This is a genomic window from Thiobacillus sp. (assembly GCF_024708915.1).
Genome location: NZ_JANJXQ010000065.1, coordinates 1 through 11,525, shown reverse-complemented (window position 1 = coordinate 11,525; position 11,525 = coordinate 1). Strand labels below are relative to the sequence as shown.

The 11,525-nt window shown below is 63.8% G+C and carries 14 protein-coding genes and 1 pseudogene; 3 read left to right on the top strand and 12 right to left on the bottom strand.

Going from position 1 to position 11,525, the window contains the following annotated elements; all coding sequences use genetic code 11:
* Positions 1-373 (top strand): annotated as a pseudogene (locus Q0L94_RS05085) (threonine ammonia-lyase, biosynthetic); the annotation flags it as partial.
* A gap of 3 nt (positions 374-376) precedes the next feature.
* Here Q0L94_RS05085 and Q0L94_RS05080 read toward each other — a convergent pair.
* Positions 377-565, bottom strand: a complete 189-nt coding sequence (locus tag Q0L94_RS05080; protein WP_296750754.1) for a DUF2892 domain-containing protein — start codon at positions 563-565, stop codon at positions 377-379.
* Between the two features lie 137 nt (positions 566-702).
* Between Q0L94_RS05080 and Q0L94_RS05075 the strand changes: the two genes are divergently transcribed.
* On the top strand, positions 703-2,661 hold the full coding sequence (locus tag Q0L94_RS05075) for a lytic transglycosylase domain-containing protein (RefSeq protein ID WP_296750752.1): 1,959 nt from the start codon (positions 703-705) through the stop codon (positions 2,659-2,661).
* A gap of 37 nt (positions 2,662-2,698) precedes the next feature.
* Entirely contained in the window at positions 2,699-3,736 is a 1,038-nt protein-coding gene (locus Q0L94_RS05070) for a complex I NDUFA9 subunit family protein (protein WP_296750750.1), read from the top strand.
* A gap of 159 nt (positions 3,737-3,895) precedes the next feature.
* Here Q0L94_RS05070 and Q0L94_RS05065 read toward each other — a convergent pair whose 3' ends face one another.
* From Q0L94_RS05065 to Q0L94_RS05015, 11 genes are all read right to left on the bottom strand, one after another.
* A complete protein-coding gene (locus Q0L94_RS05065; protein ID WP_296750747.1) occupies positions 3,896-4,138 on the bottom strand; it encodes a hypothetical protein in 243 nt (80 codons plus the stop codon).
* A 96-nt stretch (positions 4,139-4,234) separates the two neighbouring features.
* Positions 4,235-4,669 (bottom strand): type II toxin-antitoxin system VapC family toxin, encoded by a 435-nt coding sequence (locus tag Q0L94_RS05060; RefSeq protein ID WP_296750745.1) that lies wholly within the window; start codon positions 4,667-4,669, stop codon positions 4,235-4,237.
* Positions 4,669-4,902 carry a type II toxin-antitoxin system prevent-host-death family antitoxin gene (locus tag Q0L94_RS05055; protein WP_296750744.1) on the bottom strand — a complete coding sequence of 78 codons (234 nt, stop codon included), beginning with the start codon at positions 4,900-4,902 and terminating at the stop codon, positions 4,669-4,671. Before Q0L94_RS05055 ends, Q0L94_RS05060 begins: the two co-directional genes overlap by 1 nt.
* Before the next feature lie 66 nt (positions 4,903-4,968).
* The gene (locus Q0L94_RS05050) at positions 4,969-5,649 is read right to left on the bottom strand and encodes an RES family NAD+ phosphorylase (RefSeq protein WP_296750741.1); all 681 of its coding nucleotides are present in this window, start codon (positions 5,647-5,649) and stop codon (positions 4,969-4,971) included.
* Positions 5,646-6,062 carry an MbcA/ParS/Xre antitoxin family protein gene (locus tag Q0L94_RS05045; protein ID WP_296750739.1) on the bottom strand — a complete coding sequence of 139 codons (417 nt, stop codon included), beginning with the start codon at positions 6,060-6,062 and terminating at the stop codon, positions 5,646-5,648. The genes Q0L94_RS05050 and Q0L94_RS05045 overlap by 4 nt, the downstream gene beginning before the upstream one ends.
* A gap of 337 nt (positions 6,063-6,399) precedes the next feature.
* On the bottom strand, positions 6,400-6,807 hold the full coding sequence (locus Q0L94_RS05040) for a type II toxin-antitoxin system VapC family toxin (protein ID WP_296750737.1): 408 nt from the start codon (positions 6,805-6,807) through the stop codon (positions 6,400-6,402).
* The gene (locus Q0L94_RS05035) at positions 6,804-7,061 is read right to left on the bottom strand and encodes an AbrB/MazE/SpoVT family DNA-binding domain-containing protein (protein WP_296750734.1); all 258 of its coding nucleotides are present in this window, start codon (positions 7,059-7,061) and stop codon (positions 6,804-6,806) included. Before Q0L94_RS05035 ends, Q0L94_RS05040 begins: the two co-directional genes overlap by 4 nt.
* Positions 7,062-7,149: 88 nt before the next feature.
* Entirely contained in the window at positions 7,150-8,481 is a 1,332-nt protein-coding gene (locus Q0L94_RS05030; protein WP_296750732.1) for a replication-associated recombination protein A, read from the bottom strand.
* Complete coding sequence (gene lolA, locus Q0L94_RS05025; RefSeq protein WP_296750757.1) at positions 8,471-9,079, bottom strand: outer membrane lipoprotein chaperone LolA; 609 nt, start codon at positions 9,077-9,079, stop codon at positions 8,471-8,473. Before lolA ends, Q0L94_RS05030 begins: the two co-directional genes overlap by 11 nt.
* Positions 9,080-9,212: 133 nt before the next feature.
* On the bottom strand, positions 9,213-11,249 hold the full coding sequence (locus Q0L94_RS05020) for a sodium-translocating pyrophosphatase (RefSeq protein WP_296750729.1): 2,037 nt from the start codon (positions 11,247-11,249) through the stop codon (positions 9,213-9,215).
* Between the two features lie 62 nt (positions 11,250-11,311).
* Positions 11,312-11,525, bottom strand: a 214-nt coding sequence (locus Q0L94_RS05015) for a hypothetical protein (RefSeq protein WP_018077262.1), incomplete at its 5' end; no start/stop codon positions are given.

The window sequence follows — 11,525 nt, the reverse complement described above, 5'->3', positions numbered from 1 at the left end:
GGGCGCGCGCGTGGTCGAACTGTTGCAGCGGCATGGCCTGGAGGCGATCGACCTGACCGACAATGAAATGGCCAAGCTGCACGTCCGCCACCTGGTCGGCGGGCGCGCCCCCGAGGCCGTCAACGAAGTGCTGTACCGCTTCGAATTCCCCGAGCGTCCCGGCGCGTTGATGCAGTTCCTGCAGAGCATGAGCCGCGGCTGGAACATCAGCCTGTTCCATTACCGCAACCATGGTGCCGACTACGGCCGCGTGCTGGTCGGCATCCAGGTGCCGGAAAAGGAAAAGCCCGGCTTCCAGAAGTTTCTGGACGAACTGGGCTACCGCTATTGGGACGAGTCCCGCAATCCGGCCTACAAACTGTTTCTTGCCTGAAGCTTATTTCTTCAGGCTGCAGCTGTTGATGCCGAACAGACTGTAGGCCGGACAGAACCTGAAGAGTCCGGTCGCCAGCGGCAGCACGCCGACCCAGGCCCACACCGGGCCGTCCATGAGCGCCCAGGCGATGAGGGCGATGCCGGCGAGAATGCGGATGGTGCGGTCGATATTGCCGACGTTGGCTGTCATGGCGGTTTCCCTGGAAAGTGAATACGAAGTCCTCACTATAACGTGCATCCCGCGCCCGGGGTAATGCAGCGCGCCGGGCCGCTCCATGGTGAATTCATCCCAGGCGATGCGCGGCGGCCGCATGTTACCCTCGCGGCATGATTCGGATCGGGGTTTTTCTGCTGCTGGCCTTGTCCGCGTCGCCCGCCTGGGCCGCGCCGGGCGACGCCGCCGTGCTGAAGGCGCAGCAGGCGTTCGCCGCGCGCAAGCTGGCGAATCTGGAGCATGCCGCGCGCGCCGTGCCGGCCGATCATGTGCTGGCGCCTTATGTCGAATACTGGCGCCTGATGCTGGCGAGCCGTACCGACGATGCGCGCATCGCCGATTTCCTGGCGCGCTATCCGGGCAGCCGCATGGCCGAAGCGCTGCGTGCCGACTGGCTGAAATCGCTCGGCGCGCGCGAAGCGTGGCCGCTGTACCTGGCCGAATACCCGCGTCTCGCCAGGCCCGATATCGCGCTTCAATGTTATGCCTACCGTGCCGAATCGGCGCAGGGCAATCGCAGTCACCCGCGCGAGGCGGTGACCCTGTGGTTCACCGGGCGCGACATGCCGTCGGTGTGCACGCCTTTGTTCGAGCAACTGATCAAGGCCGGACTGATCCGTGAGGAAGACGTCTGGCGTCGCCTGCGGCTGGCGCTGGAAGCCGGCAACCCGAGCGTCGCCCGGGTCGTGGCCAACGCCTTGCCCGAAGCCCGCCGCCCGGCTGCCGCGCTGTTCGACCAGGCCAGCCGCGATCCCGCGCGTTTGCTCGATGCCGGCAAGCTCGACTTCAGCCGGCGGGGCGACCGCGAAATCGCGCTGTACGCGCTCGACCAGCTGGCCAAACGCAGTACCGCGCAGGCGGAACAGGCGTTGCGCAGGCTGGCGCCGCGCCTTGGCGAGGAGCAGCGCACCGCCTGGGCGCGTCTCGCCACCTGGGCTGCGCGTCGCCACGAGGCAAGCGCGTTGCCCTGGTTTCAGCAGGCGGGCGCCATGGCGGCCAACGATTTCCAGCGCGAATGGTGGGCGCGCGCCGCATTGCGTGCGGCAGACTGGCAGGCCGTACTGCGCGCGATCGACAGCATGGGTGAGGCCACCCGTGCGCAGCCTGTCTGGCGCTACTGGCGCGCGCGTGCCTTGCAGGCCGGCGGTCAGCGTGCTGCGGCAACGCCGGTTTTCCTGGAGTTGTCGCGCGAATTTCACTACTACGGCCAGCTGGCGCAGGAAGAGCTCGGGCCGGTGATGCAGGCGCCGGCCGTCAACAATGCCAAGACGAGCGGCGATGAGCTTGCTGCGGTTGGCCGTCAGCCCGGCATCGCGCGTGCGTTGGCCCTGAAGGAACTGGGTCTGCGTAGCGATGCCAGCCAGGAATGGAACTGGTCGATCCGCGAGTTTTCCGACGCACAGTTGCTGGCGGCGGCCGAGTTGGCGCGCCGAATGGAATGGTACGACCAGGCGATCAACACAGCCGAGCGTACCCGCGAACTGCATGATTTCGAATTGCGTTTTCTCGCGCCTTACCGCGAACTGGCGCAGCAGGCCGCGCGTGAAAACCAGATCGACGAAGCCTGGGTGTTCGGCCTGATGCGGCAGGAAAGCCGCTTCGTCAACGTCGCACGATCCAGCGTCGGTGCCGCCGGCTTGATGCAGATCATGCCGGCCACGGCGCGCTGGATTGCGCAGCGTCTCGGGATCAAGCGATTTCATCCGGACGAGATGCAGAACCCGGCGAAAAACATTCAGTTCGGCGCGTACTATCTGAAGCATGTGCAAACCAGCCTGGACGGTTCGCCGGTGCTCGCCACCGCGGCCTACAATGCCGGCCCGAGCCGCGCGCAGCGCTGGCGCGACACCCGGCCGATGGAAGCCGCGGTCTACATCGAATCCATCCCGTTTGCCGAAACCCGCGATTACGTCAAGAAAGTGATGAGCAACGCCATCTATTATGCGGAGCGTTTCGGCCAGCCTTCGGTGCTGCTGAAAGAACGGCTGGGCACGGTGCCGCCGCGCAAAACCCCGGCAATCCTCGCCGCCGATCCGGACGTTCCGCTGGAAGTGGAACGGACGGGCGATTAGAATCCGCATCGCCTTATCTACTGAAACGAATCTCATCATGAAGATTGAACGCATCTGCATCCTCGGCGGGTCCGGCTTTGTCGGCACCCATCTCGTCAGCCAGCTCGCCGCGCGCGGTCTGGCCGTGCGCGTGCTGAGCCGCCGCCGCGAAATGGCCAAGGAACTGATCCTGTTGCCGACAGTGGAGGTGGTCGAAGCCGACGTGCATGATGAGCAGGAGCTCATCCGCCACTTCCGCGGCATGGATGCCGTCATCAACCTGGTCGGCATCCTGTACGAAAACAAGGTCGGCCGCGTCGATCTGCCGGGCGCGCGCCGCGGCGATTTCCAGCGGGTCCATATCGAACTGCCGCGCAAGGTCATCCACGCCTGCGGCGAATCGGGCGTGCGCCGCCTGCTGCACATGAGCGCGCTCGGCGCCAACCCGAACTCGCGCTCGGCCTACCAGCGTTCCAAGGGCATTGCCGAAGCGCTGGTGCGCGAGGCCGGGCGGCACCATGTCGAGCACGAAAACTGGTATCTGAACGGCCCCAAATTCATCCACGGACACGGCCTCGACGTCACGATTTTCCGGCCGTCGGTGATCTTCGGCCGCGGCGACTCCTTCCTGTCGATGTTTGCCGGACTGTTGAAGGCCTTTCCGCTGCTGCCGCTCGCCAACGCGGGGGCACGCTTCGCCCCGGTGCATGTCGAGGACGTCGCGCGCGCCTATGCCGACAGCCTCGACAATCCGGCGACCTACGGCCAGACCTACGACTTGTGCGGCCCCAGGATCTACACCCTGCAGGAGCTGGTGAATTATGTCGGCGAAGTGATCGGCAAGCGGCGCCGGGTCATTCCACTGGGCAAATGGCCGTCGTATTTCCAGGCCTGGGCGCTCGAATTCAAACCCGGCAAAAAGCTGATGACGCGCGACAACTACTACGCCATGACGACGGACAACGTCTGCAGCGGCGGCTGGCCATCCGTGTTCGCGTTCGCGCCGGCGGCGCTCGAAGCCATCGCCCCCGAATACCTGCGGGCCGACACGCCGCGCGCGCGCTACGACGCGTACCGGGAAAACGCCCGCCGCTAGTGTCGTGGCTCGGAAATAGGGGAACGGAATGAAACGGATGGATTTTTTCGCAGGGCAAGGCGCGAGGAGGCGACATAGCCGGCTCTATGGCAACGACGAGCAACGCCGCCATGCGGAAAAAGACGCCGTTTCATGTTTCGATATTTCTGAGTCACGACACTAGCAATGTAAAGACGGCATTGGACGCGTGCTGCGCGGCAAAACCCGCCCACCACCATTGGCGTGGAGGTCGGGAATGAGGTCGCGGCCCTTGAGCATGTAGCCAGGCAACGGGAATTCACGAATGGCGACGCCACGCGTGGCATGGGTGGTGGCAGCGGACGCGTCGCAGACGTGCCAGCCTGCCGCCTCCAGCAGTACATCGATATTCCCCCTCGCTTGTTGTTCCGGCTGTGGCGCCAAGACGTCCCCTTTTTGTTATCAGCCGAATCTTCGCATATCGGGAGATTTATCGACTGGCCCGGCGTATGGTTGTTTTGGCTGCTTAGTGCGGTTGGCTCAAACTTTGATACCCCGACTGGCGTGAAGCTTCAGCAGCTTGGCTGCATTCAGCAGCCCCGCGTCCAGGGTGTAGAGGGTTTTTGCGCCGTGATTGCTGGCGATGGCCAGGTGCAGCGCATCGCCGGTCCGCAGCTTGGTGGCAAAGTGCTGGATGTACGCTTTGGCAAGCTCGTAGTCCGCAACGGCGGGGGCCAGAACCTGGAATGACTCGGTCACCAGCTCGTCGAATTGACCGATGGCCAGCAGCGCATCGGGCTCCGCAAGGCCACCCATCCTGACTTCTCGGGCGATCAGGCTTGCAAACTCGACCCGGGTCCAATGGCTGACGTAGAACTCGCCCGTCGGGAGCTTGGTGAAGAAAGCCTCGATTTTCGTGCTGGTGAATTCTTCGAGGATGAGCGGCGCCAGGAAGCCGGTATCGAAATACAGCATCAAAGATCCTCGTCCCGCATGTCACGCAGCAGCTCGGCGCTGGACTTGCGCCAGCGGGGCATGCGGCTGCGGAATTCGGCAAGCGATTTGACGGGTTGCTTGGGTTTTTCGACCGGCGTGATACGGGCAATCGCCTGGCCGCGACGGGTGATAACGACTTCTTGTCCCGCCTCGACCTGGTCGAGCAGGTGGCTCAGATGGGTCTTGGCTTCTGCCAGCGTTACGGTGCTCATGTGACCTCCAGTTGGTCATGCTGTTGGTCACATAGTAGCGCACTTTCGTCAGTGTGCGCTCTGCAGTTAAAGCAGTTGTGACACCTCGAACACCGCATCGATGCCCTGCCCGTTCCAGTTGTATTCGAGATACGCGGCATGCAGGCAGTTTTTCAATACTGCCGTGTTGAAGGCAGCCAGGCATTCGCCGGCGGGGTGGCGCACCGAGGGATACAGAATGCCGCGTACCCCGTCGGACCTGAGTTTTCGCCCGATGCCCTGGGCATGGCCGTAGTCGTCGGGATCGACGATGCGCGGATCGGCCTGGCTGGCTTTGCGCAAATCGGCCACCTCGCCCTTGGCTTTCACGGTGTAGAGCCGCATTTGCAACCGCATCGGCGGCTCTCGGGTGGCCGCCATGAACAGGGCCGCGTGATAGCGGGTTTCGGCGATGGCGGTGTCTGGCTTGCGGGCGCAATAGAACACGCCATAGCTGCCGTCGCTGAAGCGGCTGCCCTGCGGGTTGAGGTGGGTGAAGGCGGCCATGATGCAGGTGCTGCCGGGGCCGAACAGCCGCTCGTCGCGGGGAACCAGATTGATCTCGCCGACTTCGTCGCGCAGGCGGTCGTTGGTCATGGCCTCCAGCGCATAGAGGGCGTCGAAATCCTCCGGGCTGGCAACGCGCTCGAACAGGCCGATGGAAGGAAAACGGCTCGGGATGACGCGCCAGGCCGGGTTCCAGTTCAGGCGCATGGTGGGGTAGTTCAAGCCCAGCCACCGCGGCGGGCGTCGAGATACTGGCGCACGGCCAGCAGGTCGGCGACGTTGCCGCCGAGCATGCGCTCGAGCGCGCTGCTGCCGCCGAAGAGTGGCGCGGTATTGGGCCTTTTCACCCAGGCATCGGCCGCTGCCGTGGCGGGCAACAGCACCTGCAGCGCCTTGTAGATGCCCAGGATGTAGGACAGGCGCTCGAGGGTGTCGCGCTTGAGGTCGGCGCGCTCGGGGGCGGATTTCCACTTGAAGAAGGTGGAGCGGCCAGGGGTGCCCAGCAGCACCATCTGCTCGTCGGTGTTGAGCCCCCAGTCGCGCGCGATGTTGAAGAAGGCGCGCAGGCCGGCGGCGGAAAGGTCGCGGCTGCCGGGTTTGTCGTGGGCCTTTACGGCGTGTGCTGTGTTTTGCATCTCACTCTCCACACCAGTATGTAAATGTACTGATAATGAAAAATTAGTACATTTATGGACTTTTGGCAATGGCGCGTTGAGCCGGATCATCGACATACCATTTCCACCGGCACTTCATTCATGCCTATATGGGGCATGCTCCTACTATTTTGAGGTATGCGCTGTGTCCGCTGTGGATTGCTTCGTTGCTGTGCGCCTTGCAATGACTGCGAAGCAGGCGTGGCGAAAGAACCATCCGCTATTCCTTCTCCACTTCCTCATCCAGCGTGCGCAGATGCGCGAACTTCTCGGTGATTTTGCTTGCAGTCCGCGCGGGCTGGATTCGGTGTCAGGCCATTCAGTTGGCCGACGCGGCTGTCCAGTCCAATATTCTGAGACCGGGAACGTGAGCGAATACCCGGTCAGCGCTGACCAGGGTGCAGTCTTCCGCCAGAGCATGCGTGGCGATGAGCAGGTCCATAGGGCCCAGCGGCCTGCCGACCGCTTCCAGTTCGGCACGCAAATGCCCATAGCGCTCTGCGCAGACGGAGTTCCAGGGGCGGATGTCGATTGCCAGCAGTAGATACTCAATGATGCTACGCAAATCTGCATTGACGGGCCTGCGCGCCAGGCCGAAGCGCAATTCCGCCTCGGTGATGACGGAGATGCAAAAGGGCCGCTGTTCCAGTGTTTTGCTCAGGCTATCCGCCTGTCCTTTGACGAGGGCAGAAACCGCATTGGTGTCCAGCATCAACATGGCACTCATGGCCAGTCGCGCTCTGCGTGGGAGCCGGTGTCGCGCAGATCGTCGAGGGCGTTGAGGTCTTCCTGCGGAATACGGGCCAGCAGCCTGTCGCGCAGCTTGACCCAATCCTCAAATGTCTTGTTGCGTGGACTGAGGATGATGTCGCCTGTATCCGGGTCGCGGCGGATCAGGACCTCGTCCCCTTCGAACCGATATTCAGCCGGCAGGCGCACGGCCTGGCTGCGGCCGTTCTTGAATAGCTTTGCGGTTTGCATGATTCGTCTCCCTCAAGCGATGGTATATACCGTGCTGTATACCACCGGTAAGGCGATAGTTCAAGCCAAACGCAAGACCTCGACACGCTCAGCCCTTCCCTGCCTCCTCATCCAGCTTTCGCAGATGCGCCAGCTTCTCGGCGATCTTGCCTTCCAGTCCGCGCGGGGTGGGTGCGTAGAACTGCTGCTCCTGGAGGTCGTCGGGAAAGTAGCATTCGCCGGCAGCGTAGGCCTCGGGCTCGTCGTGGGCGTAACGGTAGGCGCGGCCGTAGCCGAGTTCCTTCATCAGCTTGGTGGGGGCGTTGCGCAGGTGGATGGGGACATCGTTGGAGGGATTGGACTGCACGAAGGCGCGCGCGGCGTTGTAGGCGACGTAGGCGGCGTTGCTTTTCGGCGCGCAGGCCATGTAGAGGCAGGCCTCGGCCAGCGCGAGTTCGCCTTCGGGTGAGCCTAGCCTCTCGTAGGTTTCGACCGCGTCCAATGCCAACCTCAGCGCACGCGGGTCGGCCAGGCCGATATCCTCGCTGACCATGCGGATCAGCCGCCGGCCGAGGTAGCGCGGGTCGGCGCCGCCGTCGAGCATGCGCACCAGCCAGTACAGCGCGGCGTTGGGGTCGCTGCCGCGCACGCTTTTGTGCAGCGCGGAAATCTGGTCGTAGAAAGCTTCACCGCCCTTGTCGAAACGGCGCAGCGATTGCGCCAGCGCGTTTTCGACGAAGGCGGCGTCGACTTCCTCCACCTGCGAAGTGCGCGCGGCGGTGTCGAGCTGTTCCAGCAGGTTCAACAGTTTGCGGGCATCGCCGTCGGCATAGGCAGCCAAGAGCCTGTCGACGCCTTCGCCCAGCTTCAGGTCGGGCAGTTCCTGCAAGGCTCGCTGCATCAGCTGGCCGAGCTCGTCGGGCGTCAGCGACTTCAGCACGTAGACCTGGGCACGCGACAACAGCGCGCCGACGACTTCGAACGAGGGGTTTTCGGTGGTGGCGCCGATGAAGGTGAACAGCCCGGATTCGACGTGCGGCAAAAACGCGTCCTGCTGCGACTTGTTGAAGCGGTGCACTTCGTCGACGAACAGGATGGTCGCGCGGCCGGTGCTCTGATTCATGCGCGCGCGCTCGACCGCTTCGCGGATGTCCTTGACACCGGAGAGCACCGCCGAGATGGCGATGAAATCGGCGCCGAAGGCCTGCGCGGTAAGCCGCGCCAGGGTGGTCTTGCCGACACCCGGCGGCCCCCACAGGATCATCGAATGCAGCTTGCCGGAATCGAAGGCGAGCCGCAGCGGCTTGCCTGGGCCGAGCAGATGGGTCTGGCCGACGACATCGGCAAGGCTGTGCGGACGCAGGCGCTCAGCCAGCGGGGCGCGCGGATCGTCGCGCGCCGGCCCGGGCACGGCGGCGGGGAAAAGGTCGTCAGTCGCCAATGATGTCGGCGCCCTTGGGCGGAATGAAAATGAAGCGCGACGGCGCGATGGACGGGTTGCGCACCATGCGCGACAGCTTGAGCGTGGTGCGCTGTCCGAAGAAGTCGAACAATTCCATCTGTACCAGCACGTCGCCCTTGAAGCCCATGCGGATGCGCTCGAAGCTGGTGTCCCTGGTTTTTGGCGTGGCTTCCAGCCATTCCAGGCCGTCGGCCTCGCCGGCATTTTTCAGGACAAAGTATTTCTCGATGGCGTCGTCGCCGGCCAGCAGCGCAGCGGGGGTTCCGGCGATGACGTCGCCGAGCGGCTTGACCGTGACCTGATCAAGGTCGGCATCGTACAGCCACAACCGGCTGCCGTCGCCGACGATCGCCTGCTCGTACGGCGTGCTGTAATCCCAGCGGAACTTGCCGGGACGGGCGAACGCCATTTTGCCGCTGGCCTGCTGGGTGACGCGGCCGGACTTGTCGGCGACGGTCTGGCTGAAGTCGGCCTCGGCGGTCCTGGCGCCGGCGATAAAGGCCTTCAGGCGGTCGATGCCGCCAGCGTGAGCGATCATGGGCAGTGCAAGGGCACAGGCCGCGATCGAGTGTTTCAAGCGCAATGGTTTCAAGCCGGGTTCTCCAAAGGGGTCTTGTTTTCAGGCGGTCGAAACGCCCGCGGGTTCCCGCCCAAAACAAAACCGCCCTGCACTATATCGTGCAGGGCGGCCAGAGGTGAAGCCCGGAAGTTCAGGCAATCAGCGGAACGATCAGCAGTGCCACGATGTTGATGATCTTGATCAGCGGGTTGACGGCCGGGCCGGCGGTGTCCTTGTAGGGATCGCCCACGGTGTCGCCGGTGACGGCGGCCTTGTGCGCTTCGCTGCCCTTGCCGCCGAAGTTGCCTTCTTCAATGTACTTTTTGGCGTTGTCCCACGCGCCGCCGCCGGTGGTCATGGAAATCGCCACGAAGATGCCGGTGACGATGGTGCCGACCAGCACGCCACCGAGCGCCTGTGCGCCGAGCGTCAGACCGACGATCACGGGCACCGCGACCGGCAGCAGCGACGGAACGATCATTTCCTTGATCGCCGCCTTGGTCAGCATGTCGACCGCGCGCGAATAGTCGGGCTTGGCTGTGCCTTCCATGATGCCGGGGATTTCCTTGAACTGGCGGCGCACTTCCACCACCACCGAACCTGCGGCCCGGCCGACCGCCTCCATGCCCATGGCACCGAACAGGTAAGGCACCATGCCGCCGATGAAGAGACCAATGATGACCATGTGGTTGGACAGGTCGAAGGTCAGAACCTGACCGCCGGCGGTCAGGGCGTGGGTGTAGTCGGCGAACAGCACCAGCGCGGCCAGGCCGGCGGAACCGATGGCGTAGCCCTTGGTGACGGCCTTGGTGGTGTTGCCCACGGCGTCGAGCGGGTCGGTGATGTTGCGGATGTTGTCCGGCAGACCGGCCATTTCGGCGATGCCGCCGGCGTTGTCGGTGATCGGGCCGTAGGCGTCGAGCGCGACGATGATGCCGGCCATCGACAGCATCGAGGTGGCGGCGATGGCGATGCCGTACAGACCGCCCAGTTCATAGGCGCCCCAGATGGCGGCACAGACGGCCAGCACGGGAGCGGCGGTGGACTTCATCGACACGCCGAGGCCGGCGATCACGTTGGTGCCGTGGCCGGTAGTGGAGGCCTGCGCGATGTGACGCACCGGGCTGAATTCCGTCGCGGTGTAGTACTCGGTGATCCACACCATGGCAGCGGTCAGCGCAAGGCCGATCAGGCTGGCGAGGTACAGGTTCATCGAGGTCACCAGTTCACCGTCGATCATCACGCCCTCGCCCAGCATCCAGGTGGTGATGGGGTAGAACGCAACCGCCGCCAGCACGCCCGACACGATCAGGCCGCGATACAGCGCGTTCATGATCTTGCCGCCTTCGCGCGCCTTGACGAACCAGGTGCCGACGATGGAAGCAATGATCGAGAAGCCGCCCAGCACCAGCGGATAGATCACCGCTTCGGGGGAGCCGGTGATCATCAGGCCACCCAGCAGCATGGTCGCAATGATGGTCACGGCGTAGGTCTCGAACAGGTCGGCCGCCATGCCGGCGCAGTCGCCGACGTTGTCACCGACGTTGTCGGCGATCACCGCCGGGTTGCGCGGGTCGTCTTCGGGAATGCCGGCTTCGACTTTGCCCACCAGGTCGGCGCCGACGTCGGCACCCTTGGTGAAGATGCCGCCGCCGAGACGCGCGAAGATGGAGATCAGCGAACCACCGAAGGCCAGGCCCACGAGTGCGTGGGTGGCTTTCTCGGTGGTCTCGCCCAGCCCCAGGGTGAGCACGGCATAGTAGCCGGCCACGCCCAAGAGGCCCAGGCCCACCACCAGCATGCCGGTGATGGCACCGCCCTTGAAGGCGACGTTGAGTGCGGCGTTGAGGCCTTCAGAAGCGGCCTGTGCGGTGCGCACGTTGGCGCGCACCGAGACGTTCATGCCGATGTAGCCGGTGAGGCCGGAGAGCACGGCGCCGAGGGCAAAGCCGACTGCGGTTTGCCAGCCCAGCGTGACAAAAATCGCGATCAGCAGGATCACGCCGACAATGCCGATGGTGGTGTATTGCCGGTTCAGATAGGCGGAAGCCCCTTCCTGCACGGCCGCTGCGATCTGTCGCATTCGGTCGTTGCCGGTTGGCAGTCCCATAATCCATTTGATGGATACGACCCCATAGAGCAGTGCGAGTACCGCCGCCACGAGGGCAAACAGCAAACCTTCATTCATGATCTATATCTCCTCCGAACTCCAAAAAAAAACGGCAGCATCTGCCACCGTTCCCCTTACCGCTACTTACCCATTGCCAGGCCACCTTCGAAACGCGTGCCCGGTTCAAATCCGAATATCTGGTCGAGCTGCAACTCGACGATCAGTTGATCGACCGCTGCCTGCCCATGCTCGCGCTGCACTTCGGACAGGATCAGCTTGGCTGAATTGCCGTTGTAGAAGCCGCCGAAATCGGCCTGGACTTTCAGCAGTTGTTTAGCGCGGTCGAGTGTCATT

Excerpts from the sequence above, each read along its gene's own strand:
- Q0L94_RS05080 (WP_296750754.1), bottom strand. The coding sequence starts at position 565 with ATGACAGCCAACGTCGGCAATATCGACCGCACCATCCGCATTCTCGCC.
- Q0L94_RS05075 (WP_296750752.1), top strand. The coding sequence starts at position 703 with ATGATTCGGATCGGGGTTTTTCTGCTGCTGGCCTTGTCCGCGTCGCCC.
- Q0L94_RS05070 (WP_296750750.1), top strand. The coding sequence starts at position 2,699 with ATGAAGATTGAACGCATCTGCATCCTCGGCGGGTCCGGCTTTGTCGGC.
- Q0L94_RS05060 (WP_296750745.1), bottom strand. The coding sequence starts at position 4,669 with ATGCTGTATTTCGATACCGGCTTCCTGGCGCCGCTCATCCTCGAAGAA.
- Q0L94_RS05055 (WP_296750744.1), bottom strand. The coding sequence starts at position 4,902 with ATGAGCACCGTAACGCTGGCAGAAGCCAAGACCCATCTGAGCCACCTG.
- Q0L94_RS05045 (WP_296750739.1), bottom strand. The coding sequence starts at position 6,062 with ATGCAAAACACAGCACACGCCGTAAAGGCCCACGACAAACCCGGCAGC.
- Q0L94_RS05040 (WP_296750737.1), bottom strand. The coding sequence starts at position 6,807 with ATGAGTGCCATGTTGATGCTGGACACCAATGCGGTTTCTGCCCTCGTC.
- Q0L94_RS05035 (WP_296750734.1), bottom strand. The coding sequence starts at position 7,061 with ATGCAAACCGCAAAGCTATTCAAGAACGGCCGCAGCCAGGCCGTGCGC.
- Q0L94_RS05020 (WP_296750729.1), bottom strand. The coding sequence starts at position 11,249 with ATGAATGAAGGTTTGCTGTTTGCCCTCGTGGCGGCGGTACTCGCACTG.